Annotated in this window: 20 protein-coding genes and 1 riboswitch; of the genes, 14 read left to right on the top strand and 6 right to left on the bottom strand. The window is 74.8% G+C overall.

Going from position 1 to position 23,125, the window contains the following annotated elements:
* Nucleotides 1–272: 272 nt before the first annotated feature.
* A complete protein-coding gene (abc-f, locus tag ACZ42X_RS23275; protein WP_361414996.1) occupies nucleotides 273–1,871 on the bottom strand; it encodes a ribosomal protection-like ABC-F family protein in 1,599 nt (532 codons plus the stop codon).
* 285 nt (nucleotides 1,872–2,156) lie between these two features.
* Here abc-f and ACZ42X_RS23270 point away from each other — a divergent pair, with 285 nt between their 5' ends.
* Nucleotides 2,157–2,558 carry a VOC family protein gene (locus ACZ42X_RS23270; RefSeq protein WP_361414994.1) on the top strand — a complete coding sequence of 134 codons (402 nt, stop codon included), beginning with the start codon at nucleotides 2,157–2,159 and terminating at the stop codon, nucleotides 2,556–2,558.
* A 53-nt stretch (nucleotides 2,559–2,611) separates the two neighbouring features.
* Here ACZ42X_RS23270 and ACZ42X_RS23265 read toward each other — a convergent pair whose 3' ends face one another.
* The 3 genes from ACZ42X_RS23265 to ACZ42X_RS23255 form a co-directional block, all read right to left on the bottom strand.
* Nucleotides 2,612–3,979, bottom strand: a complete 1,368-nt coding sequence (locus ACZ42X_RS23265; RefSeq protein ID WP_468293233.1) for a hypothetical protein — start codon at nucleotides 3,977–3,979, stop codon at nucleotides 2,612–2,614.
* 155 nt (nucleotides 3,980–4,134) lie between these two features.
* Nucleotides 4,135–5,262 (bottom strand): alpha/beta hydrolase, encoded by a 1,128-nt coding sequence (locus tag ACZ42X_RS23260; RefSeq protein WP_468293231.1) that lies wholly within the window; start codon nucleotides 5,260–5,262, stop codon nucleotides 4,135–4,137.
* Nucleotides 5,263–5,370: 108 nt separating this feature from the next.
* Nucleotides 5,371–6,138, bottom strand: coding sequence for a class II aldolase/adducin family protein (locus tag ACZ42X_RS23255; protein WP_468293228.1), 768 nt, complete (start codon nucleotides 6,136–6,138; stop codon nucleotides 5,371–5,373).
* A gap of 281 nt (nucleotides 6,139–6,419) precedes the next feature.
* Between ACZ42X_RS23255 and ACZ42X_RS23250 the strand changes: the two genes are divergently transcribed.
* The 10 genes from ACZ42X_RS23250 (at nucleotide 6,420) to ACZ42X_RS23205 (ending at nucleotide 16,922) form a co-directional block, all read left to right on the top strand.
* The gene (locus tag ACZ42X_RS23250; RefSeq protein WP_468293225.1) at nucleotides 6,420–7,667 is read left to right on the top strand and encodes an inorganic phosphate transporter; all 1,248 of its coding nucleotides are present in this window, start codon (nucleotides 6,420–6,422) and stop codon (nucleotides 7,665–7,667) included.
* Between the two features lie 12 nt (nucleotides 7,668–7,679).
* A complete protein-coding gene (locus ACZ42X_RS23245; protein WP_468293222.1) occupies nucleotides 7,680–7,901 on the top strand; it encodes a hypothetical protein in 222 nt (73 codons plus the stop codon).
* A gap of 174 nt (nucleotides 7,902–8,075) precedes the next feature.
* A riboswitch (cobalamin riboswitch) is annotated at nucleotides 8,076–8,165 on the top strand.
* 104 nt (nucleotides 8,166–8,269) lie between these two features.
* Nucleotides 8,270–9,247, top strand: a complete 978-nt coding sequence (locus ACZ42X_RS23240) for a cobalamin biosynthesis protein (RefSeq protein ID WP_468293219.1) — start codon at nucleotides 8,270–8,272, stop codon at nucleotides 9,245–9,247.
* A complete protein-coding gene (locus ACZ42X_RS23235; protein ID WP_468293216.1) occupies nucleotides 9,244–10,758 on the top strand; it encodes a cobyric acid synthase in 1,515 nt (504 codons plus the stop codon). The genes ACZ42X_RS23240 and ACZ42X_RS23235 overlap by 4 nt, the downstream gene beginning before the upstream one ends.
* Nucleotides 10,755–12,788 (top strand): putative cobaltochelatase, encoded by a 2,034-nt coding sequence (locus tag ACZ42X_RS23230; protein WP_468293213.1) that lies wholly within the window; start codon nucleotides 10,755–10,757, stop codon nucleotides 12,786–12,788. Before ACZ42X_RS23235 ends, ACZ42X_RS23230 begins: the two co-directional genes overlap by 4 nt.
* Nucleotides 12,788–13,396 carry a cob(I)yrinic acid a,c-diamide adenosyltransferase gene (gene cobO / locus ACZ42X_RS23225; RefSeq protein WP_468293210.1) on the top strand — a complete coding sequence of 203 codons (609 nt, stop codon included), beginning with the start codon at nucleotides 12,788–12,790 and terminating at the stop codon, nucleotides 13,394–13,396. The genes ACZ42X_RS23230 and cobO overlap by 1 nt, the downstream gene beginning before the upstream one ends.
* Nucleotides 13,390–14,730: a cobyrinate a,c-diamide synthase gene (locus ACZ42X_RS23220; RefSeq protein ID WP_468293208.1), complete on the top strand. Its 1,341-nt coding sequence runs from the start codon at nucleotides 13,390–13,392 to the stop codon at nucleotides 14,728–14,730. Before cobO ends, ACZ42X_RS23220 begins: the two co-directional genes overlap by 7 nt.
* On the top strand, nucleotides 14,727–15,224 hold the full coding sequence (locus ACZ42X_RS23215) for a cobalamin biosynthesis protein (protein WP_468293205.1): 498 nt from the start codon (nucleotides 14,727–14,729) through the stop codon (nucleotides 15,222–15,224). The genes ACZ42X_RS23220 and ACZ42X_RS23215 overlap by 4 nt, the downstream gene beginning before the upstream one ends.
* A gap of 73 nt (nucleotides 15,225–15,297) precedes the next feature.
* Nucleotides 15,298–16,368 carry an Rv2231c family pyridoxal phosphate-dependent protein CobC gene (cobC, locus tag ACZ42X_RS23210; protein ID WP_468293202.1) on the top strand — a complete coding sequence of 357 codons (1,071 nt, stop codon included), beginning with the start codon at nucleotides 15,298–15,300 and terminating at the stop codon, nucleotides 16,366–16,368.
* A gap of 86 nt (nucleotides 16,369–16,454) precedes the next feature.
* On the top strand, nucleotides 16,455–16,922 hold the full coding sequence (locus tag ACZ42X_RS23205) for an excalibur calcium-binding protein (RefSeq protein WP_468293199.1): 468 nt from the start codon (nucleotides 16,455–16,457) through the stop codon (nucleotides 16,920–16,922).
* A gap of 7 nt (nucleotides 16,923–16,929) precedes the next feature.
* Here the strand turns inward: ACZ42X_RS23205 and ACZ42X_RS23200 are convergent, their stop codons facing one another.
* Nucleotides 16,930–17,892, bottom strand: a complete 963-nt coding sequence (locus tag ACZ42X_RS23200; RefSeq protein ID WP_468293197.1) for an SCO1860 family LAETG-anchored protein — start codon at nucleotides 17,890–17,892, stop codon at nucleotides 16,930–16,932.
* 245 nt (nucleotides 17,893–18,137) lie between these two features.
* Here ACZ42X_RS23200 and ACZ42X_RS23195 point away from each other — a divergent pair, with 245 nt between their 5' ends.
* Nucleotides 18,138–20,207 (top strand): penicillin acylase family protein, encoded by a 2,070-nt coding sequence (locus ACZ42X_RS23195; RefSeq protein ID WP_468293194.1) that lies wholly within the window; start codon nucleotides 18,138–18,140, stop codon nucleotides 20,205–20,207.
* Nucleotides 20,194–20,766, top strand: a complete 573-nt coding sequence (locus tag ACZ42X_RS23190; RefSeq protein WP_468293192.1) for a GNAT family N-acetyltransferase — start codon at nucleotides 20,194–20,196, stop codon at nucleotides 20,764–20,766. The genes ACZ42X_RS23195 and ACZ42X_RS23190 overlap by 14 nt, the downstream gene beginning before the upstream one ends.
* Nucleotides 20,767–20,770: 4 nt before the next feature.
* Here the strand turns inward: ACZ42X_RS23190 and ACZ42X_RS23185 are convergent, their stop codons facing one another.
* The gene (locus ACZ42X_RS23185) at nucleotides 20,771–21,868 is read right to left on the bottom strand and encodes an amidohydrolase family protein (RefSeq protein ID WP_468293188.1); all 1,098 of its coding nucleotides are present in this window, start codon (nucleotides 21,866–21,868) and stop codon (nucleotides 20,771–20,773) included.
* 76 nt (nucleotides 21,869–21,944) lie between these two features.
* Between ACZ42X_RS23185 and ACZ42X_RS23180 the strand changes: the two genes are divergently transcribed.
* Nucleotides 21,945–23,048 carry a pyridoxal-phosphate-dependent aminotransferase family protein gene (locus ACZ42X_RS23180; protein ID WP_468293185.1) on the top strand — a complete coding sequence of 368 codons (1,104 nt, stop codon included), beginning with the start codon at nucleotides 21,945–21,947 and terminating at the stop codon, nucleotides 23,046–23,048.
* Nucleotides 23,049–23,125 lie beyond the last annotated feature (77 nt).

Raw genomic sequence — 23,125 nt, 5'->3', positions numbered from 1 at the left:
GATCACCCCTCTGCGGCCACATGGCCAGCCATTCGACAAGGTCGGTGCCGCAAGGTTTCGCCAACCGGCGGTCACCGGAGGGTCACCTTCCCGTCTCCGGAACCCGGCTCGGCGCCGAGACGGCGGCGAAGTGCCAGGTCAGGGCGGTGGAGGGAACGACAGCGCGGCGCGGGAGCGGAGGACGGGAATCCACCGCTCGCCACGCCGCGATATGAGACGCACTCACTCAGATGAAGGATCACGCGTAAGCCGAATGATCCATGCGGGGACGATCAGGCGAGGGCGACCAGGTCCGCGTAGTCCGCTCCCCACAGGTCCTCGACGCCGTCCGGCAGCAGGATGATGCGCTCCGGCTGCAGGGCCTCGACGGCTCCCTCGTCGTGGGTGACCAGGACGACGGCGCCCTTGTACGTGCGCAGCGCGCCGAGGATCTCCTCGCGGCTGGCCGGGTCGAGGTTGTTGGTCGGCTCGTCCAGCAGCAGCACGTTCGCCGAGGAGACGACCAGGGTGGCCAGCGCCAGCCGGGTCTTCTCGCCGCCGGAGAGCACGCCGGCCGGCTTGTCGACGTCGTCGCCGGAGAAGAGGAAGGAGCCCAGCGTCTTGCGCACCTCGACGAGGTCGAGGTCGGGCGCGGCCGACCGCATGTTCTCCAGGACGGTGCGGTCGGGGTCGAGGGTCTCGTGCTCCTGGGCGTAGTAGCCGAGCTTGAGGCCGTGGCCCGGCGTCACCTGGCCGGTGTCCGGCTTCTCCACGCCCGCGAGCAGGCGCAGCAGCGTGGTCTTGCCGGCGCCGTTGAGGCCCAGGATGACGACGCGGGAGCCCTTGTCGATGGCGAGGTCCACGTCGGTGAAGATCTCCAGCGAGCCGTACGACTTGGAGAGCCCCTCCGCGGTGAGCGGGGTCTTGCCGCAGGGCGCCGGCTCGGGGAAGCGGAGCTTGGCGACCTTGTCGGAGGCGCGGACCTCTTCCAGCCCGGACAGCAGGCGCTCGGCGCGGCGGGCCATGTTCTGCGCGGCGACGGTCTTGGTGGCCTTGGCGCGCATCTTGTCGGCCTGCGCGTTGAGGGCGGCGGCCTTCTTCTCGGCGTTGGCGCGCTCGCGCTTGCGGCGCTTCTCGTCGGCCTCGCGCTGCTGCTGGTAGAGCTTCCAGCCCATGTTGTAGACGTCGATCTGCGACCGGTTGGCGTCGAGGTAGAACACCTTGTTGACGACGGTCTCGACGAGGTCGACGTCGTGGGAGATCACGATGAAGCCGCCGCGGTACGTCTTGAGGTAGTCGCGCAGCCAGACGATCGAGTCGGCGTCGAGGTGGTTGGTCGGCTCGTCGAGGAGCAGCGTGTCGGCGTCCGAGAAGAGGATGCGGGCGAGCTCGACGCGGCGGCGCTGACCGCCGGAGAGCGTGTGGAGGGGCTGCCCGAGGACGCGGTCCGGGAGGCCGAGGGCGTGCGCGATGGTGGCGGCCTCGGCCTCGGCGGCGTACCCGCCCTTGGTGAGGAACTCGGTCTCCTGGCGCTCGTACTGCCGCAGCGCCTTCTCGCGGGTGGCGCCCTGGCCGTTCGCGATCTTCTCCTCGTTCTGCCGCATCTTGCGGATCAGGACGTCGAGGCCGCGGGCGGAGAGGATGCGGTCGCGGGCGAGGACGTCGAGGTCGCCGGTGCGCGGGTCCTGCGGGAGGTAGCCGACCTCACCGGAGCGGGTGATGGTGCCGGCGGCGGGGATGCCCTCGCCGGCGAGGCACTTGGTGAGGGTGGTCTTGCCGGCGCCGTTGCGGCCGACGAGGCCGATGCGGTCGCCCTTGGCGACGCGGAACGAAGCGGATTCGATGAGGACGCGGGCGCCGGCGCGCAGCTCGATGCCGGAAGCGGTGATCACGGACAGACTCCAGGGCGGATGGGACGGCGGGAAGGACGGCGGGTGCGGTGGCTTCGACGCCGGCTAATGCACAGGGAGAATGGCCATACGGGCCAGTCTAACGGGCGGGTGCAACTGGTTTTCCGGCCGCGGCGGGCGGTTCGGGGCCGCGTTCGCGGCGTCGCACGGCCGGTGGAGCGCGGGGGTGCGCTGTCGGTGGCGGGTGCCAGACTGGGAAACAGCTGAGACCCGGATCACATCGCAGTCGGAAGGCCGTAGCGAGCACCGAATCGGAGAGTGACCAGCATGGCCGACGTACCGAGCATCTATCCCGCGATCCTTTACGAGGACGCGAAGGCGGCCATCAGGACGCTGAAGGAGGCCTTCGGGTTCACCGAGGTGAGTGTGTACGAGGGCGAGGACGGCCAGATCGTCCACTCCGAGCTCGCGTATGGGAACGGCATGGTGATGCTGGGCACCAAGAGACGTGAGGGCGTGTACGCCAAGGCGATGGCGGGGGCGGGCCCGGTCGGGGTGTACGTGGTGGTGGACGACGTGGACGCGCACCACGCCCGGGCCGTGGAGCACGGTGTGGAGATCCTGATGCCCCCGACGGACCAGGACTACGGCTCCCGCGACTACATGGCGCGGGACGCCGAGGGCAACGTCTGGAGCTTCGGCACGTACGCGCCGGGCGCGGCGGGGTAGCCCCGCGGCGGCCCGGAGCCCTGGGCCCCGACACCCAGAGCCCAGGGGGGCGGTCAGGCGCCGCCCGTGTGGACCTGGAAGGCCGCGCGGCGGACGGCTTTCGCGAAGGCGGGGTCCGGGTGGGCCGCGGCCAGGGCGACCAGGACCTGGACCGTGCGGGGGTGGCCGACCGCGCGGACCTCGTCCAGGAGGGCCGGGACCGTGCCCTGGACCGCGGACTCCAGATGGCGTACGAGGAGCGTGGCGTCTCCGTGGTCGGCGACGGCCGCGGCGGTGTCCACCCAGAGCCAGGTCGCCTCCTCGCGGGTGAGGACGTCGGTGGCCTCGTCGGGGTCGGCGCCGTCGTGCTCGGCGAGCCAGATGAGGGCGTAGGGGCGCAGCGGCGACTCCTCGGCGGCGGCTCGCACCCCGGCCTCGGCGGCGGAGCCGACCACCCGCAGGGCCTCGAAGGCGAGGCCGCGCAGCAGGGCGTCCTCGCCGCGGGCGACGTCGAGGAGCTCGGTGACGGCGCTGCCCACGGGGCGGGCGGCGAGCCAGGCGCGGTACTCGATGCGGGCCGGGCCCGGGGTGAGGCGGGCGCAGGCGCGCAGCATGTCCTCGGCGGACTGCTCGATGTGCCCGGCGGGGCTCTGCGCGGCGACGCAGATCTGCTCCAGCTTGACCCACACGGCCCAGTTGCCGAGCGGGGTGAGGGTCGCCTGGCCCTGGCCGAGGGTGAGGGCGCCGACGGCGGCCAGGCCCTCCAGGGCCCAGTCGAGCAGGCGCGCGAGCGGGTCGGGCCCGGGCGCCGGGTCGGGGGCGGGACGGCGGGACACGGCCCCGGACGCCTCGACGGACCCCTCGCCAGGCGCCTCGACGGACGCCTTGCCCGGCGCCGCGCCGGGTTCGTCCCGCGGCGGAGCCGGCACCTCGCAGCGCTCCTCGCGGAGCTCGGCGACGCGCTGCCGCAGCAGGTCGAGGAGGGACGGCACGGGCACGGGGCCCGCGGAGAGCTGGAGGAGGGAGAGGACCTGGGGAACGGCCTCGACGACCTCGGCCACGGCGGTGGGCTCGACGTCGCCGGGGGCGGGGTGGACGAGCGACCAGGCGTCGAAGAGCGCGACCCAGCCGCGCAGGACGGCCGAGTCGTCGCGGTCCCAGGCGCGCAGCCGCCAGCCGGGGCGGGCGGTGCCGCCGTGCAGCTCGACGAGTCCGGCGAGGCGGGCCCGGTCCCAGCCGGCACGCACCTGGTCCGGGGTCAGGCCGAGCGCGGCCGCAGCCCTTTCCTGGGCGGGGGTGGCGTCGGGCTGCCGGTCGACGGCGGCCCAGCGGGCGATGCGTACGGCGTCGTCGAGGACGGCTCGCGCCTGACGGGCCAGCTCGGCCGGGGGCGGCGTGCCCTCGGGCGGTCGCGACGCCGGCCGCGTACGCCGGGTGGTCACAGCCCGTCGTGCCGTGGTCAGGGGCCGCGGACGGACGAGTCGGAGTCTGGAGTTGCGCGCCAATTGCTCATCAGGCTTTCGAGACGTCACGGGGGCAGTCTTCCCGCTGACGGCCCGAAAGCCCAAACGGAATCGGTTTCGCCGGACGGCGGGGGCTACAGCAGGGGGGTGAGGAAGCGGCGCAGGGCCTCTTCGTAGCGGTCGGGGGCGGCGTTCCACATGGCCGCGTGCGGCGCGTTCGCAACGGTGTGCAGGGTGACCAGGTCGGGGCGGCGGGCGGCGAGTTCGCGGGAGCCCTGCCAGGGGGCGAGGTGGTCGTCCGGTCCGTGGAAGAGGAGGGCCGGCACGCGCAGCCCGTCGGCGTCGGCGGCCTCGGCGATGCGGTCGCCGTGCACGCCGGTCCTGCCCTGGGCGGCGCGGACCGCGAGCGGCAGCAGGGGCGCGGGGGTGCGGCGGGCGGCGGCGAGGGCGCGCAGGGTGGCTTCCCAGTCGAGGACCGGGGAGTCGAGCACGAGGCCGCTGATGCGGTCGCGGACGCCGGAGTTGGCGGCGGCGTGCAGGGCCATGGAGGCGCCGACGGACCAGCCGTACAGGATGACGCGGTCGGCGCCGCGGTGGAGGGCGTGGCGCATAGCGGCGTCCAGGTCCCGCCACTCGGAGTCGCCGAGGTGCCCGAGGCCGTCGGAGGGGCGTGGGGCGCCCTCGTCGCCGCGGTAGGCGAGGGCGAGGACGGGGAGTTGGAGGGAGTTGAGGAACCGCACGACGTTCAGGGGGTGCTCGCGGGTGGTGCCCAGGCCGTGGACGGCGATCACCCAGGTGGAGCGGTTGGCGGGGACGAACCAGGCGGGCAGATTGCCCAGTTCGCCGAGGATGTCCATGTCCTCGTGGTCGAGGCCGAGCGCGGTGGCGGGGGTGCCGGTGTGGAGCTGCGGGGTGAGCCGGACGCGGCTGCCCACGTCCAGGGTGCCGCGCCGCACGCTTTCCAGCCGGCGTACGACGGTGTCGGCGGAGTGCGGCACATCGTCCAGGACGGGGCCGACGACCGCGTGGACGCCGGGGCCCGTGAGGCCGTAGGTGCCGGGCCGCAGCGAGGCCAGATGGCGGGTCAGGGTGACCTGTCCGGCGGCGGTGGCGTGCACCGTGAGCCGGGGGTCTCCGGGCAGGGGCCGGTCAGGCCGGGGCCTGAGCGCGGCGTCGCTGGCGTACCGGCCGGCCGCGACCGTGGCCGCGCCGGCGCCGATGAGGGTGGTGACGGCCGCCGCCGTCGCTGTAGCCGGGCGCACCGCTCCAGTGTGGGCACGCGTGCGGCGCGGTGCCAGTGGGCCGCGGCGGGCGGGGGACGCGGCGCGCGGGGCGGGGCCCGGCCGAGACCGGTCCTAGCCACGCTGGGCTTAGCCGCGCCGGTCCTGGTCGAGCCGGTCCTGGTCGCTCCGGTCCTGGTCGCGCTGGCCGTAGCCGCGGAGCTTGTCGGCCGCCTCGTCGAGCTCTTCGGCGGACAGCAGCGCCGGGGTGCGGCCGGGCACGGAGGTGGCGGTGAGCCAGACGCGGCACATCCACTCCAGCTGCGCGGTGCGGTCGTACGCCTGGTCGAGGGTGTCGCCGTAGGTGACGGTCCCGTGGTTGCCCAGCAGGCAGGCCGTACGGCCCTCCAGGGCGCGCAGCATGTTCCGGGCCAGCTCCTCCGTGCCGTACAGGGCGTACGGGGCGACGCGGACGGGGCCGCCGAGGGCCCCGGCCATGTAGTGGATCGGGGGCAGCTCGGGGACGAGGGTGGAGACCGCCGTGGCGTGGACCGCGTGGGTGTGGACGACCGCGCGGGCCGGGGTGTCGCGGTAGATCGCCAGGTGCATGGGCAGCTCGCTGGTGGGCGTGAGGTTTCCGCGCACCCGCGTGCCGTCGAGGGCGACGGCGGTGAGGTCGGCCGGGGTGAGCCGGTCGTACGGCACACCGCTGGGGGTGACGAGGACGAGGTCGCCGACCCGGGCGGAAACGTTGCCGGAGGTGCCGACGACCAGCCCGTCCGCGACCGTCCTGCGGGCGGTGGTCACCAGCGCGTCCCAGGTCCGCTCGACCGCCTGGTCGACCGGCTGGTCGACCGGCTGCTCGGTCACCCGCCCCGTCCCCTGCTCGACAGCCTGCTCGGTCGCATCCCGTGTCATGGATCCGATCCTGTCAGGCCCGGCGGCGAGGGCGTACCGGAAGTCGATCAGATGACAAAAATCTCCTCATCCGAGCCCCGTCCGGCCACCCCCGCACACCGGGCGAACGGCGGGAAAGCCCATGGATACGGGCATCCGCCCGCCCGGCGGGGCACCGGCGACGAAACGGCGGCGAGGATTCCGGATCTTCGGTCACCATGATGCCCGGCCCAGTTCACCTTCCGTTCACTCAGGTTGCCTACGTTCACCAAGCCACTGACGTCGAACGATTGCCTGGGTAAATGGAACACATCACGCTGCTGCTCGCCATTGTGGTCGTGACAGCTCTCGTGTTCGATTTCACGAACGGTTTCCATGACACCGCCAACGCGATGGCCACGACCATCTCGACCGGCGCCCTGAAGCCCAAGACGGCGGTGGCCATGTCCGCCGTGCTCAACCTGGTCGGCGCGTTCCTGTCCGTCGAGGTCGCCAAGACGATCTCCAGCGGCCTGGTCAACGAAGAAGGAATCACCCCCGAGGTGATCTTCGCGGCGCTCGTCGGCGCCATCCTCTGGAATCTCCTGACCTGGCTGGTGGGCCTGCCCTCCAGCTCCTCCCACGCCCTGATGGGCGGCCTCGTCGGCGCCACGATCGCCTCGGTCGGCCTGAGCGGCGTCAACAGCGGCGTCGTCGTCACCAAGGTCCTCATCCCGGCCGTCGCCGCGCCGCTGGTCGCCGGCCTCGCCGCGATGCTGGCCGCCCGCCTGACGTACAAGGCCGGCGCGAACATCGACGAGAAGACCGGCCGCAAGGGCTACCGCGCCGGGCAGATCGCCTCCGCGGGCCTCGTCTCGCTCGCCCACGGCACCAACGACGCCCAGAAGACGATGGGCATCATCACCCTGGCGCTGGTCGCCGGCGGCATCCTCGCCCCCGGTTCCAACCCGCCCCTCTGGGTGATCGTCTCCGCCGGTGTGGCCATCGCGCTCGGCACCTACCTCGGCGGCTGGCGCATCATCCGCACCATGGGCAAGGGCCTCACCGACCTCCAGCCGCAGCAGGGCTTCGCCGCCCAGACCAGCGCGGCGACCGTGATCCTCGCCTCCTCGAACCTGGGCTTCTCGCTCTCGACGACGCACTCCTGCTCCGGCGCCGTGATGGGCGCGGGCCTCGGCCGCAAGGGCGGTGTCGTCCGCTGGTCCACCGCGACCCGGATGTTCGTCGCCTGGGGCCTGACCCTGCCGGCCGCGGGTCTCGTCGCCGCCGCCTCGGAGTACGTCACCCAGCAGGGCGACTGGGGCGTCGCCGCGGTCGCGGTCTTCCTCGTCGCCTCCTGTGCCGCGATCTGGTTCATCTCGCGCCGCCAGGTCATCGACCACACCAACGTCAACGACGTGGAGACGGACGGCACGGCCGCCGACGAGCCCGCGGGCGTGGTGACCACCGCCATCGCGGCCGTCATCCCTCCGCCGGCCGGCACCGTGGCGGTCTCCGCAGATGACGCCACCCGCACAGCCACCGCCCCCGCACCCGCCGCCACGGTGTAAGGAAAGAACAGCATGAAGATCGACTGGGCAGCTCTCGGCTCCGTGTTCGGCGTGAGCCTCGTGGCCACCGTCGCACTGGTGGGCCTGTTCACCCTCGGCATCCTCGGCCTCTCGAAGCAGGAGCAGGCGGCGGCGAGCGGTGGCTCGGCCGTCCTGGCCCGCACCGGCGCCTACACGGCCTTCGCGGTCTGCGCGGCGGCGATCACCTTCGGGATCTACCTGATCGTGACCTGACGCGTGAAGCCTTCGGGCACCGGGCCGGTCGCACCCTCACGGGTGCGGCCGGCCCGGCCGCGTTCCCGGCCCCGTCCTGTGGGGCTGAGCACACTCTCCTGCCGCAGGTCAGCGGCGAGTTGACGGGCGTTCGCGGAGCGTGGTGGACTGCCGGGGCCATTTACGGCGGCAGGAGAGGAAGCCGGTGCGAATCCGGCGCGGTCCCGCCACTGTGAGTCCGGCCCGAGGGCGAGACGTCCGACGGGCCGGATGAGTCAGGAACTCTCGTCGCCGGTCACGTCGAGCCAGGGCGCGGACCCTGAGTGAGGACATCACCATGCCCGGCTGCCTTTGCGCTGCCTCGGACGCATCGAACGCATCGAGACGCCATGCGACGCGGTGACCGCGTCTTCGCCTACGGCGCGGCCGTCGGGCTCGCCGTCGACCTGCTCCTCGCCGACCCCCGCCGCGGTCACCCCGTGGCCGCCTTCGGGCGTACGGCCGCCCGCGTGGAGCGCGTGCTGTGGCGCGACGACCGCGCCTGGGGCGCGCTGCACGCCGCCGTGTGCGCCGGGGGCGCGGCCGGTGCGGCGGCGCTCGCGGCCCGTGCGGTCCGCGGGCGGCGCGCCGCGTCCGTCGCGCTGACCGCCGCCACCGTGTGGTCCGTCGTCGGCGGTACGACGCTGGGCCGCGAGGCCCGCGCCATCGGCGGCGCGCTGGCCGCCGGGGACCTGGAGGTGGCCCGGGAGCGGCTGCCGCACCTGTGCGGGCGCGACCCGCAGGCCCTGGACGGCCCCGGCATCGCCCGCGCGGTCGTGGAGTCCGTCGCCGAGAACACCTCCGACGCCGTCGTCGGCGCCCTCGTGTGGGGCGCGATCGGCGGCGTACCCGGGCTCGTCGCCTTCCGCGCGGTGAACACGCTGGACGCGATGGTCGGGCACAAGTCGCCGCGCTACCGCCGCTTCGGCTGGGCCTCCGCCCGGCTCGACGACGTCGCGGGCTGGCCCGGCGCCCGGCTCACCGCCGCGCTGGCGGCGGTCGCGGGCGGGAACCCGCGCGGCGCGGTCCGGGCGTGGCGGGCCGACGCGGCCCGGCACCCGAGCCCCAACGCGGGCCCGGTGGAGGCGTCCTTCGCGGGCGCGCTGGGCGTACGGCTCGGCGGCACGCTCTCGTACGGCGGACGCGTCGAGCACCGGCCCGTCCTCAACGGCGACGGGCGGGACGTCGAAGTGGCGGACATCGAACGCGCGGTGCGGCTGTCGCGCCGGGTGAGTGCCCTCACGCTCGCGGTGTGCGCGGGCGGGCGGCTGGCGTACGGAGCGATCAGGGCGCACGGGGCGGTCAAGCGGAGGCGGAGGCGTACATGAGCAAGGGTGGGGGGCTGCTCGTCGCGGGCACCACGTCCGACGCGGGCAAGAGCGTCGTCACGGCCGGCATCTGCCGCTGGCTGGTACGGCAGGGCGTGAAGGTCGCGCCGTTCAAAGGACAGAACATGTCCCTCAACTCCTTCGTCACCCGTGAGGGCGCGGAGATCGGCCGGGCGCAGGCCATGCAGGCGCAGGCCGCCCGGGTGGAGCCGACCGCGCTGATGAACCCGGTGCTGCTCAAGCCGGGCAGCGACCGGTCCAGCCAGGTGGTGCTGATGGGCAAGCCGGTCGGCGAGCTGAGCGCGCGCGGCTACCACGGCGGCAAGCAGCGCGAACTGCTGGAACCCGTCCTGGACTGCCTCCAGCAGCTCCGCGAGACGTACGACGCCGTCATCTGCGAGGGCGCGGGCAGCCCGGCCGAGATCAACCTGCGGCGCACCGACATCGTCAACATGGGCATCGCGCGCGCCGCCCGCTTCCCCGTCGTCGTAGTCGGCGACATCGACCGGGGCGGGGTCTTCGCCCAGTTCTTCGGTACGACGGCGCTGCTGGCGCCCGAGGACCAGGAGCTGGTCGCGGGCTACCTCGTGAACAAGTTCCGGGGCGATGTGACGCTGCTGGAACCGGGCCTGGACATGCTGCTGGGCCTCACGGGCCGCCGCACCTTCGGTGTCCTGCCGTACGCGCACGGGCTCGGCATCGACGAGGAGGACGGGCTGCGCGTCTCGCTGCGCGGGGCCGTCCGCGAGTCGGTCGTCGCCCCGCCGGTGGGCGAGGACGTGCTGCGGGTCGCCGTCTGCGCCGTACCGCTGATGTCGAACTTCACGGACGTGGACGCGCTGGCGGCCGAGCCGGGCGTGGTCGTGCGGTTCGTGGACCGGCCCGAGGAACTGGCCGACGCGGACCTGGTCGTGGTGCCGGGCACGCGCGGCACGGTGAAGGCGCTGGCGTGGCTGCGCGAGCGGGGCCTGGCGGACGCGCTGGTGCGGCGCGCGGCGGAGGGCCGACCCGTCCTCGGCATCTGCGGCGGCTTCCAGGCGCTCGGCGAGCGCATCGAGGACGACGTCGAGTCCAAGGCGGGCCTGGTGGACGGCCTCGGACTGCTGCCGGTACGGGTGCGGTTCGCGCCCGGCAAGACCCTCGCACGGCCGGTCGGCGAGGCCCTCGGCGAGCCGGTCGAGGGGTACGAGATCCACCACGGCGTCGCGGACGTCCAGGGCGGGGAACCGTTCCTGGACGGGTGCCGCGTCGGGGCCGTCTGGGGCACGCACTGGCACGGCTCCCTGGAGAGCGACGGCTTCCGCCGCGCGTTCCTGCGCGAGGTCGCGAGCGCGGCCGGCAGACGCTTCGTCCCGGCACCGGACACGTCGTTCGGCGCACTGCGCGAGGAACAGCTGGACACGCTCGGCGACCTGATCGAGGAGCACGCGGACACCGACGCGCTCTGGAAGCTGATCGAGCAGGGCCCGCCCGCAGGACTTCCCTTCATCGCACCCGGAGCACCTTCATGAGCGCTGCACCCCACTACCCCTTCACCGCGATCGTCGGGCAGGACGACCTGCGGCTCGGGCTGCTGCTGAACGCGGTGTCCCCGGCCGTCGGCGGTGTCCTCGTACGCGGTGAGAAGGGCACCGCCAAGTCGACGGCCGTCCGCGCCCTCGCGGCCCTGATGCCGGACGTGGACGTCGTCCCCGGCTGCCGCTTCTCCTGCGCGCCCGGCTCCCCCGACCCGGGCTGCCCGGACGGGCCGCACGAGGCCGGTGCGGGCGTGGCGCGGCCCGCCCGCATGGTCGAGCTGCCCGTGGGCGCCTCGGAGGACCGGCTGGTCGGCGCCCTCGACATCGAGCGGGCGCTCGCGGACGGGGTGAAGGCGTTCGAGCCGGGCCTGCTGGCCGACGCGCACCGGGGCGTGCTGTACGTCGACGAAGTCAACTTGTTGCACGACCACCTGGTGGACCTCCTGCTGGACGCCGCCGCCATGGGCTCCTCGTACGTCGAGCGCGAGGGCGTCTCCGTACGGCACGCGGCCCGCTTCCTGCTGGTCGGGACCATGAACCCGGAGGAGGGCGAGCTGCGGCCGCAGCTGCTCGACCGGTTCGGGCTGACCGTGGAGGTGGCCGCCTCGCGGGAGCCCGACCAGCGGGTGGAGGTGGTACGGCGCAGGCTGGCGTTCGACGACGACCCGGCCGGGTTCGCGGCGCGGTGGGCCGGCGAGGAGGCCGCGCTGCGGGAGCGGATCGTGGCCGCGCGGACGCTGCTGCCGTCCGTGACGCTGGGGGACGCGGCGTTGCGGCAGATCGCGGCGACGTGCGCGGCGTTCGAGGTGGACGGCATGCGCGCCGACATCGTGATGGCGCGTACGGCGACGGCGCTGGCCGCGTGGGCGGGGCGGACGGACGTCACGTCCGACGACGTACGGCAGGCGGCGCTGCTGGCGCTGCCGCACCGGCGCAGGCGCAATCCGTTCGACGCGCCGGGGCTGGACGAGGACAAGCTGGACCAGACGCTGGAGGAGTTCAAGGGCGACGACGACCCGGATCCGGAGCCGGACCCGGGGCCTGACGGGCCCGGCGGTCCCGGCGGCGGTGGCGGTGTGCCTCCGCAGGGCGGGGCGCCGGACGGGGAGTCGGGCGGGGAGTCGGCCGCTCCGGAGGACGCTCCGGATTCCGCTCCCGCCCCCGCGCCCGGCCCCGGCGGCGCCGAGCAGGCGCCCGTCGCGGCCGCCGAGCCGTTCCGTACGAAGGTGCTGAGCGTGCCGGGCCTCGGCGAGGGCGCCGCCGGCCGGCGTTCCCGGGCGCGTACCGCCCACGGCAGGACGACCGGGGCGGTACGGCCGCGCGGGGCGCTGACCAAACTGCACCTGGCGGCGACCGTGCAGGCGGCCGCCCCGCACCAGCGGGCGCGCGGCCGGTCCGGGCCCGGGCTGGTCGTACGGCGGGACGATCTGCGGCAGGCGACGCGCGAAGGGCGCGAGGGCAACCTGGTGCTGTTCGTGGTGGACGCGTCCGGGTCGATGGCGGCCCGGCGGCGCATGGGCGCGGTGAAGGGCGCCGTGCTGTCGCTGCTGCTGGACGCGTACCAGCGGCGCGACAAGGTCGGTCTGGTCACCTTCCGCGGCGCGGCCGCGGAGGTCGTGCTGCCGCCCACGTCGTCCGTGGACGCGGCCGCCGCCCGGCTGGAGCAGCTCCCGACGGGCGGGCGCACGCCGCTCGCGGCGGGGCTGCTGAAGGCGCACGACGTGCTGCGCGTGGAGCGGCTGCGTGACCCGTCGCGCCGCCCGCTGCTGGTCGTCGTCACCGACGGCCGGGCGACCGGCGGCCCGGAGCCGCTGGCGCTGGCCGCACGGGCGGCCGGGCTGCACGCCGCCGAGGGCACCGCGTCCGTGGTCGTGGACTGCGAGACCGGGCCCGTACGGCTGGGTCTGGCGGCCGAACTGGCCGCCCGGCTGGGCGGCACCGCCGTCACCCTGGACGCGCTGCGGGCGGACTCGATCGCCGGGCTGGTCAGGGATGTTCAGGGAACTTCGAGGAGGGCCGCTTAATGCCGCAGGGACAGCCGACCGTCGTACCGGACGACGGGCTCACCACCCGCCAGCGCCGCAACCGCGCGCTGGTGATGGTGCACACGGGCGTCGGCAAGGGGAAGTCGACGGCCGCCTTCGGGATGGCGCTGCGCGCCTGGAACCAGGGCTGGCCGATCGGGGTGTTCCAGTTCGTCAAGTCCGCCAAGTGGAAGGTCGGCGAGGAGAACGCCCTCAAGGCGCTCGGCGAGACCGGCAAGGGCGGGACCGTGACCTGGAACAAGATGGGCGAGGGCTGGTCCTGGATCCAGCGCGACCCCAAGGACGGCGAGCAGTCGCACGAGGACAAGGCGCGCGAGGGCTGGGAGCAGGTCAAGCGCGACCTGGCCGAGGAGAAGTACAAGTTCTACGTCCTCGACGAGTTCGCCTACCTGCTGCACTGGGGCTGGATCGACACCGCCGAGGTGGTGGAGGTGCTGCGGAACCGGCCCGGTCAGCAGCACGTGGTGATCACCGGGCGCAACGCGCCGCAGGAGCTGGTGGACTTCGCCGACCTCGTCACCGACATGTCGAAGGTCAAGCACCCGATGGACGCGGGTCAGAAGGGCCAGCGGGGCATCGAGTGGTAGCGCGTCTCGTCATCGCCGCGCCGTCGTCGGGCGCGGGCAAGACCACGGTCGCGACGGGCCTGATGGCCGCGTTCGCGGGCCGTGGTCTCGCGGTGTCGCCGCACAAGGTCGGCCCCGACTACATCGACCCCGGCTACCACGCGCTGGCGACGGGCCGCCCGGGCCGCAACCTCGACGCGTACATGTGCGGTACGGAGCTGATCGCGCCGCTCTTCGCGCACGGCGCGCGCGGCTGCGACCTGGCCGTCGTCGAGGGCGTGATGGGCCTCTACGACGGCGCCGCCGACCAGGGCGAGCTGGCGTCCACGGCGCAGGTGGCGAAGCTGCTGCGGGCGCCGGTGGTGCTGGTGGTGGACGCGTCGTCGCAGTCGCGGTCGGTGGCGGCGCTGGTGCACGGCTTCGCGTCCTGGGACCCGGAGGTGCGGATCGGCGGGGTGATCCTGAACAAGGTGGCCACCGACCGGCACGAGCACCTGCTGCGCGAGGCGCTCGGCGAGTCCGGCGTGCCGGTGCTGGGCGTGCTGCGGCGGGCGCCCGCCGTCGCCACGCCGTCGCGGCACCTGGGTCTGGTGCCGGTGGCCGAGCGGCAGGCGGCGGCCGTGGAGGCGGTCGCGGCGCAGGCCGAACAGGTGCGGCAGGGCTGCGACCTGGACGCGCTGCTGGCACTGGCGCGGTCGGCGCCGCCTCTCGCGGCGGCGGCCTGGGAGCCGGCCGTGGAACCGGTGGCGGGGGCCCGGCCGGTGGTCGCGGTCGCGGGCGGGGCGGCGTTCACCTTCTCGTACGCCGAGCACGCCGAGCTGCTGGGCGCGGCCGGTGCGGAGGTCGTGCCGTTCGACCCGCTGCGGGACGAGGAGTTGCCGGCCGGGACCCGCGGTCTGGTCATCGGCGGCGGTTTTCCCGAGGTGTACGGCTCCGAGCTGTCGGCCAACGCGCGGCTGCGCGGGGCGGTCGCGGAGCTGGCCGCGTCGGGGGCGCCGGTCGCGGCGGAGTGCGCCGGACTGCTGTACCTGGCGCGGTCGTTGGACGGGCAGCCGATGTGCGGGGTGCTGGACGCCGACGCGCGCATGTCGGAGCGGCTGACGCTCGGGTACCGGGACGCGGTCGCCGTGAGCGACAGCCCGCTGGCGGCGGCCGGGACGCGGATGCGGGGGCACGAGTTCCACCGCACGGTGCTGGAGCCGGGGGCGGGGTCGGCGCCGGCGTGGGGACTGCGCCAGCCGGAGCGCCGGGTGGAGGGCTTCGTACAGCGGGGTGTGCACGCGAGTTATGTGCACACGCACTGGGCGGCCGTGCCGGAGGCGGCGCGGCGGTTCGTGGAGTTCTGCGCGCGGTGACGTCTCGGGGGGCCGGTCTGGTGGTCGGGGTGGGCGCGGGGCGGGGCGTGTCCGCCGACGCGGTGCTCGGGCTGATCGAGGCGACGCTGCGGGAGGCCGGGCTGCCGGTGGGCGAGGTGGCGGAGCTGGCCACGCTCGATACGAAGGCGGACGAACCGGGCATCGTGGCGGCGGCGGCGCGGCTCGGGGTGCCGTTGCGGGCGTACGCGGCGCGGGAGTTGGCGCGCGTCGCCGTACCGCATCCGTCGGACGCCGTGCGCGGTGCCGTCGGGACGCCGTCGGTGGCGGAGGCGGCGGCGCTGGCGGGCGGCGGGCAACTGCTCGTACCGAAACGGAAGGCGGCCGGGCGGGCGGCTCGGGTCACGTGCGCGGTGGCGCGCGGGCGGTTGTTGAACGTGGTGCCCGGGTACACGGGTGGGGAAACGGCGTTGACAGCACGGCCGGCGCCGGAGTCTTTAGACAGGGAGCGCACAGGAAGTCCGTTCACCTCCTGACGCACTCCCTGGGTCACCCCATGAGCCACGGGGTGACTCGCCCCCCACTCCCCCACCACCCCCCATGGCGGCCATGCATACCGACACCGACACCCACGACCTGCGGCACCACGGTGACGCGGAGGTCCGCGACGAGAAGCTGACCGACCTCGCGGTCAACGTCCGTGCCGACACCCCCCCGGACTGGCTGCGGGAGCGTATCGCCCGCTCGCTGACCGGGCTCGCCGCCTACCCCGACGGCCGGGCGGCGCGGGCCGCGGTGGCGGCCCGGCACGGACTGCCCGCCGACCGCGTGCTGTTGACGGCCGGGGCGGCGGAGGCGTTCGTGCTGCTGGCGCGGGCGCTGCCGGTGCGAAGACCGGTGGTGGTGCATCCGCAGTTCACGGAGCCGGAGGCGGCGCTGCGGGACGCGGGGCACGAGGTGCGGCGGGTGCTGCTGCGCGAGGAGGACGGTTTCCGGCTGGACCCGGCGGCCGTGCCCGAGGACGCCGACCTGGTGGTGGTCGGCAACCCGACGAACCCCACGTCCGTGCTGCACCCCGCCTCGGTCCTCGCCCGGCTGGCGCGGCCGGGGCGGACCCTGGTGGTGGACGAGGCGTTCATGGACGCGGTGCCGGGCGAACGGGAGGCTCTCGCGGGCCGCACCGACGTACCGGGGCTCGTGGTGCTGCGCAGCCTCACCAAGACGTGGGGCCTCGCGGGCCTCCGGATCGGGTACGTGCTCGCCGACCGGGACACGGTGGCCGCCCTGGAGCGGGCGCAGCCCCTGTGGCCGGTCTCCACGCCCGCGCTGGCGGCGGCGGAGGCGTGCGTCTCCCCGGCGGCGCTGGCCGAGGCGGAGGAAGCGGCCCACCGGATCACGGCGGACCGCGCCCATCTGCTGGCGGGCCTCGCGGAGTTCGAGGAGGTACGGGCCGTGTCGGCCGCGCAGGGTCCCTTCGTCCTGGTCCGCATCGCCGGCGCCGACGTGGTGCGCGACCGCCTGCGCTCCCTCGGCTTCGCGGCCCGCCGCGGCGACACCTTCCCGGGCCTGGGGCCCGACTGGCTCCGCCTCGCGGTCCGCGACCGGGTGACGACGAACCGGTTCCTCCAGGCGCTGGACCAGGCGCTGGTGATGGCGGGGAGCGCGGCGAAGGGGCGCTGAGGGTGCGGTTCCCTGGAGTGGCGGGGCGGCGCCTCCCTCCCTATGGTCGATAGGCCATGGTCGTAAGACCAGGAGGAGGTTTCGTCATGAACTTCCGTACCGCGGTGGCCGCCGCGTTTCTGGCCGGCGCCGCTTCCGTATCGCTTCCCGGCGTCGCGTACGCCCAGGATCTCGACTGCCGCCACTTCACGTACCAGGAAGAGGCGCAGGCCGTGTACGACCAGGACCCCAGCGACCCACACCGGCTGGACGAGGACGATCCGGCGCCCGATGACGGGATCGCCTGCGAGGCGCTGCCCAGCAGGGCGGAGGCGGGTGTCGCCACGCCCACCGCGCCCGCCACGCCCACGACGACGGCCACGGCCGCACCCACCGCGCCCGCCACACCCACCGCGCAGCCGACGCGTGGCGTTCGTGGCGGCCTGGGGGGCGCGGCGCCGCAGGACGGGGGCGACCCCGCCTACGGGCTGGCCGTCTGCGCCGGTGGCGCGGCCCTGGTGCTGGCGTGCCTGGCGGCCCGGCTGGGGCGGCGGGGCCGGCGGCCCGGCCGGTAACCGCGGGTCAGGCGCGTCGGCGGCGACGGAGGGTGACCAGCGCCGCCGTGCCCGCCGCCAGGAAGGCCAGGGCGCCGGCCGCGACGTACGGGGTCGTCGGGCCGGCGCCCGTGGCCGCGAGGTCGGGCTGGGCCGCGGCCGTGGCGGCGGGTTTCGTGGCGACGGTCTGGGGCTGGACGGCGGCGGGCTTCGCGGGGGCCTTGGGGGTCGTGCAGGCGGCTTCGGCGAGGGTCAGGGTGCCGGTGACGTCGGCGACGTTGAGGTTGAGGGGGTTCACCGCCACCTTGAGCGAGAGGGCGGTGGCCGCGGCGGTGCGGGTGGTGGTCTCGGACTTCGAGAGGTGGAGCGTGACCTCCCCGACGCCGGGGGCCTGGACGCGCGTGGGGCCGCCGGGGGTGAGCGTCACCCGCTTGCCGAGGACCGTCACCTTGCCGAGGAGGTTCGCCTCGGCGACCGGGCGCTCGCCCGCCTCGCACACCGCGCGGGCGGTGACCTGTTCGGCCTCGACGAGGGAGAGCAGCGGCAGGCCGGGGACGTGGAGCCGGGCGCGCGCGAGGCGGGTGGAGGCCTCGGCGCGGCGGGAGTCCGCCGTGGCCTTCGCGGTGGCGGCGTCCGCGTGCAGCAGGGTGAAGGGCCTGCCCCGGTCGACGCCGTCCAGGGTGACGGTGAGCGCGGTCTTCTCGGCGCTCGCCGGGGCGGCGTTCGCCGGGGCTGCGCTCGCCGGGGCTCCGTTCGCCGGGGCTCCGTTCGCCGGGGCCTGGACCGCGTTGAGCGTGGCGGTGAGCGGGACGTTCACGGACTTGCTCAGGAGCGAGACGTCGAGGGCGGTGCGCAGGACGGCCGCGTTCGCCCGGCCGCCGGCTTCGGTCGCGTGCGCCGGGGCCTGCGGGACGGCCACGGCGGCGAGCGCCACGGTGACGGTGGCGGCGGGCAGGCGGAGCCTGCGGAAGGTGGTTCTGGTCGTGTTCACGGTGGTTCCCCATGGAGACGGTGGGAGAAGAGCGTCGCCGCGCCTCGAACCCACGGGGACACGTGGGGTGCGGCGGCAACGCGGGACACCGGAATCCTGGCGGGAAGGGTGTGAAACGTCAGGCGCGTAACGGGAGTTCACACCAAGGGGTGGCTTCTGCGCCCACGTTCGAATGTGGCCGGATTGCTTCTCGAACAGCCATGTCTTAAGTTAGGGCAGCCTAACCTAAAGAGATCGGGACAAGAGTGAGCATCGAGGTCTACCGGGACAGCTGGGGAATCCCGCACCTCCGCGCCGCCGACGCGCGGGAACTCAGCTACGCCCAGGGCCGTACCACCGCCGTCGACCGCGCCTGGCAGCTGGAGGTCGAGCGCCACCGGGCCCAGGGCACCACGGCGGCCTTCCTCGGTGCCGAGGCCCTCGAGTGGGACCTCTTCGCCCGGCGCGCCCTGCTCGCCGACACCGCGCGGCGCTGCTACGACGCGCTCGACGAGCCGACCCGCAGCTGGGTGGACGCGTACGTCGACGGCGTCAACGACGGCCTCGCGCAGGGCGAAGCGGCGGGGGGCGCCCGGCGCTCCCCCGAGTTCGCCGCCACCGGGCTGGTCCCCGGCCGCTGGGAGCCGTGGACGCCGCTCGCCGTGTGGCTCTCCACCCACATCCTCTTCGCCGGCTTCCCGACCAAGCTGTGGCGCGACACGGTCGCCCGCCGCCTCGGCGAGGAGCACGTCGAGCTCTTCGCCACCGACGGCCCCGCCACCTCCGGCAGCAACGGCTGGCTCGTCACCGGCGAGCGCACCGCCACCGGCGCCGCGCTCATCGCGGGCGACCCGCACCGCTTCATCGAGGCGCCCGGCGTGTACCAGCAGATCCGGCTCGCCTGCCCCGCATTCGACGTCGTCGGCCTCGCCGTCCCCGGCGTACCGGGCCTGGCGCATTTCGGTCACACCGGCTCGGTCGCCTGGGCCATCACCAACGCCATGGCCGACTACCAGGACCTGTACCGCGAGCGGCTCCGGCGTACCGGTGACGGCGGCGTCGAGGCCCTCGGCCCGGACGGCTGGGCGCCCGCCCGGGTCCACACCGAGAGCATCGAGGTCAAGGACGCCGAGCCGGTCGAGGTCGAGATCGTCGAGACCGAACGCGGGCCCGTGATCATCCCCGAGGACGCCGAGGGTCCGGTCAGCCTGCGCTACCCGCCGCGCGTCACCGGCGAGCTCGGCTTCACCGCCCTGCCCGCGCTGCTCGCCGCGCGCACCGTCGCCGACGTCGACCGCGCCTTCGACCGCTGGATCGAGCCCGTCAACGTCGTCCAGGCCGCCGACACCGAGGGCGGCGTGCTCCACCGCGTCGCCGGCTACGTCCCGCTGCGCCACCCCGACAACCGGCTGCGCGTCGTACCCGCCTGGGAGCCGGGCCACGAGTGGACCGGGCACCACACGCCGCTGCCGCGCGAGGACGTCGACGGCGTCGCCGTGATGGCGAACGCCCGTGGCCTCGCCGCGCCGCTCGGTGTCGAGTTCGCGCCACCGCACCGGGCGCGGCGCATCGCCCGGCTGCTGGACGCCTCCGCCGAGTGGACCGCGCCCGCCATGGCCACCGTCCACACCGACACCCACCTCGCCTCCGCGCGCCCGCTGCTCACGCTCGTCGCCGGGGCCGCCGACCTCGACCCGGGGGCGGTCGCCCTGCGCGACCGGCTGCTGTGCTGGAACCGCCGCATGGACGCCGACAGCACGGACGCGGCGGCGTTCGCGGCCGTCCGCGCCGAGGTCGTACGCCGTCTCGCCCAGCACCCGGCGCTCGCCGGACTCGCCACGCCGCCCGCGTACCCCGCGCTCTTCCAGCCCTGGCTGGCGCTGGTGCCGCGCGTCGCCTACGCCCTGGAGACCCTGCTGACCGGCGGGCCCGTACCGGAGGCCGACCGGCTGGCGATCGTCCGCGAGGCGCTCGTGGCGGTCGCCGGCGCCGGTGTGCCCGACGAGCCCTGGGGGGCGGCGCACCGGCTCGCGCCGTGGGCCGCGCTGCCGGACGACACCACGACATGGCCCGCACTGGACGGCGACCACGACTGCGTGTGCTCCACGTCGTCCGTGCCCGGCCTCACCGACCGCGCCGCCCGCGGCCCCGCCGCCCGTTACGTGTGGGACCTGGCCCGGCGCGAGGACAGCCTCTGGGTGGTGCCCTTCGGCGCCTCGGGCGTCCCCGGCGACCCGCACCAGCGCGACCAGCTGCCCCTGTGGCTGCGGGGCGGCCTCGCCCCCGTCATCACCGACTGGAACCAGCTCACCGAGGAGCGGCATGACCACCACTGACACCGACTGCGTGTACGAGCGCACCCTCGACGGCTTCGGGACCGTCCGGCTCCTCCACATCGACCCCGACCGGGACGCGGAGCTCCTCCACTCCTGGGTCAGCGAGGAGCGGGCACGGTTCTGGGGCATGCGGGACGCCACGGTCGACGACGTACGCGAGATCTACGCGCACCTCAACTCGCTCACCACGCACCACGGGTTCCTGGCGTACCGGGACGGCGAGCCCGTCGCGCTCTTCCAGACGTACGAGCCCGAGGCCGACCGCGTCAGCGAGTGCTACGACGTCGAGCCCGGCGACATCGGCGTGCACCTGCTGCTCGCCCCCGCCCGTACGCCGGAGCCCGGCTTCTCGTCCCACCTGGTCTCCGTCCTCGTCGCGTACGCACTCACCGGCCACCGGCGGATCGTCGCCGAGCCGGACGCCGCGAACGACAAGGCCATCGCGCTGCTCGTGCGCAACGGCTTCGAGCCGGGACCCGAGGTGGTCCTGCCGGAGGTCGTGCTGCCGGAGGTGCACATCGCGGAGAAGCGCGCCCGGCTGCTGTTCCTGCGGGGCTGAGGCCCTAGCCGACGACGCGGCCGCCCAGGACCACGCGGCGCGGCGCCGCCAGGACGCGGACGTCCGCGCGCGGGTCCTCCTCGTAGACCACCAGGTCCGCCGGGGCGCCCTCCTCCAGGGCCGGGCGCCCCAGCCAGGCCCTCGCTCCCCACGCCGTCGCCGACAGCGCGTGGAGCGGCGGGATGCCCGCCTTGACCAGCTCCGCGACCTCCGCGGCGACCAGGCCGTGCGCCAGCGAGCCGCCCGCGTCGGTGCCGACGAAGACCGGGACGCCCGCGTCGTACGCCGCCCGTACCGTGTCGTAGCGACGCTCGTGCAGCCTGCGCATGTGGTCCGCCCAGCGCGGGAACTTCGCCTCGCCGCCGGACGCGAGCTTCGGGAACGTCGCGATGTTGACGAGCGTCGGGACGATCGCGACGCCGCGCTCGGCGAAGAGCGGGATGGTCTCCTCGGTGAGGCCCGTCGCGTGCTCGATGCAGTCGATGCCCGCCTCGACGAGGTCGCGCAGCGACTCCTCGGCGAAGCAGTGGGCCGTCACGCGCGCGCCGAGCCGGTGCGCCTCGGCGATCGCCGCCTCCACCTCGGCGCGCGGCCAGCAGGCGCCCAGGTCGCCCTTCTCGCGGTCGAGCCAGTCACCGACCAGCTTCACCCAGCCGTCGCCGCGCTTCGCCTCGCGGGCGACGTACGCGACGAGGTCGGCGGGCTCGATCTCGTGCGCGTAGTTGCGGATGTAGCGGCGGGTGCGGGCGATGTGCCGGCCCGCTCGGATGATCTTCGGCAGGTCCTCGCGGTCGTCGATCCAGCGGGTGTCCGCCGGTGAACCGGCGTCGCGGATCAGCAGCGTGCCCGCGTCCCGGTCAGTGAGCGCCTGCTTCTCGCTGGTCGCCTCGTCGACGGCGCCGTGGGCGTCCAGGCCGACGTGGCAGTGCGCGTCGACGAGGCCGGGCAGCACCCAGCCGGTGACGGTGCGGACGTCCGTCGCGGCGGCGCCCGTGGGGCGGTCGTAGGTGACGCGGCCGCCGACCACCCACAGCTCGTCCCGTACGTCCTCAGGACCGACGAGCACCCGTCCCGTCACGTGCAGCACCACGTCGTTGGTCATGTGCAGCACTCTACGAGGGCGTGGGTAGGCTCGGGCGGGCCGGCCGTGATTGAACCGAAGAAGAGAGCTGTCCGTCGTGAACCATCCCCTCCTCGACCTGCCCCCGCTGACCGCCGACCGCTTCGCGGCCATCGAGCGGCGCGTGGCCGCGCTCCTCGCCACCGAGCAGGACGTGGTCATCACCCAGGGCGAGGCGCTGCTGCCGCTGGAGGGCTGCATCCGCTCGGGCGCCCGGCCGGGTTCCACCGCACTCAACGTCGTCACCGGGCCGTACGGGCAGACCTTCGGCGACTGGCTGCGGGACTGCGGTGCGCGCGTCGTCGACCTGGAGGTGCCGTTCCACACGGCGGTCACCGCCGGGCAGATCGCCGAGGCCCTGGAGCGGCACCCCGAGATCGACTTCGTCTCGCTCGTGCACGCGGAGGCCGCGACCGGCAACACCAACCCGGTCGCGGAGATCGGCGAGGTCGTACGGGCGCACGGCGCGCTGTTCATGCTCGACGCCGTCGCCTCGGTGGGCGCCGAGCCGCTGCTGCCGGACGCGTGGGGCGTGGACCTGTGCGTCATCGGCGCCCAGAAGGCGATGGGCGGCCCGGCCGGGGTCTCGGCGGTGTCGGTGAGCGCGCGTGCCTGGGAGCGGTTCGCGGCCAACCCGCGTGCCCCGCGCCGCTCGTACCTCTCGCTCCTCGACTGGAAGGAGCGCTGGATCGACGGCGGGCGCCGGGCGCTGCTGCACGCGCCCGCGCAGCTGGAGATGCTGGCGCTGGAGGCGTGCCTGGAGCGCATCGAGGCGGACGGGCTCGCTGTGGTGACGAGCCGTCACGCCTCGGCGGCGGCCGCCACCCGCGCGGGGGCTCTGGCGCTCGGCGGCGGGCTGGAGCCGTACGTGCGCGAGGCGCGCGACGCGGCGCCGGTCGCCACGACGCTGCGCGTGCCGGCCGGCGCGGACGCCTCGGCGCTCGTGCGCGCGGCGCTGGCCCACGACCCGTCGGTACCGCTGGTCGCGGGCGGCGGCGCGCTCGCGAAGGAGATGATCCGCGTGAACCACTACGGCCCCGATGCCTCGCGGGACGTCGTCGACGCGTCGCTGGCGGCGCTGGCGTCGGCGCTGCGGGAGGCGGGCGGCGCGGCGGTGGACGTGGAGGCGGCGCGGGCCGCTGTCGCGGAGGCGTGGGGGTAGGGGGCTGGGCCTGGCGGGGTCCGGGGTGCGGGAGCCCGCCAGGCCCGGAGACCCGGTGGCCCGAGGGCTGCGCCCTC

Source organism: Streptomyces sp. NPDC030862, from assembly GCF_055571835.1.
Note: the sequence above shows the minus strand (reverse complement) of the source record. Positions and strands in the feature narration are given on the sequence as shown.

Excerpts from the sequence above, each read along its gene's own strand:
- ACZ42X_RS23270 (WP_361414994.1), top strand. The coding sequence starts at position 2,157 with ATGGCCGACGTACCGAGCATCTATCCCGCGATCCTTTACGAGGACGCG.
- ACZ42X_RS23255 (WP_468293228.1), bottom strand. The coding sequence starts at position 6,138 with ATGACACGGGATGCGACCGAGCAGGCTGTCGAGCAGGGGACGGGGCGG.
- ACZ42X_RS23250 (WP_468293225.1), top strand. The coding sequence starts at position 6,420 with ATGGAACACATCACGCTGCTGCTCGCCATTGTGGTCGTGACAGCTCTC.
- ACZ42X_RS23245 (WP_468293222.1), top strand. The coding sequence starts at position 7,680 with ATGAAGATCGACTGGGCAGCTCTCGGCTCCGTGTTCGGCGTGAGCCTC.
- ACZ42X_RS23240 (WP_468293219.1), top strand. The coding sequence starts at position 8,270 with ATGCGACGCGGTGACCGCGTCTTCGCCTACGGCGCGGCCGTCGGGCTC.
- ACZ42X_RS23235 (WP_468293216.1), top strand. The coding sequence starts at position 9,244 with ATGAGCAAGGGTGGGGGGCTGCTCGTCGCGGGCACCACGTCCGACGCG.
- ACZ42X_RS23230 (WP_468293213.1), top strand. The coding sequence starts at position 10,755 with ATGAGCGCTGCACCCCACTACCCCTTCACCGCGATCGTCGGGCAGGAC.
- cobO (WP_468293210.1), top strand. The coding sequence starts at position 12,788 with ATGCCGCAGGGACAGCCGACCGTCGTACCGGACGACGGGCTCACCACC.
- cobC (WP_468293202.1), top strand. The coding sequence starts at position 15,298 with ATGCATACCGACACCGACACCCACGACCTGCGGCACCACGGTGACGCG.
- ACZ42X_RS23205 (WP_468293199.1), top strand. The coding sequence starts at position 16,455 with ATGAACTTCCGTACCGCGGTGGCCGCCGCGTTTCTGGCCGGCGCCGCT.
- ACZ42X_RS23190 (WP_468293192.1), top strand. The coding sequence starts at position 20,194 with ATGACCACCACTGACACCGACTGCGTGTACGAGCGCACCCTCGACGGC.
- ACZ42X_RS23185 (WP_468293188.1), bottom strand. The coding sequence starts at position 21,868 with ATGACCAACGACGTGGTGCTGCACGTGACGGGACGGGTGCTCGTCGGT.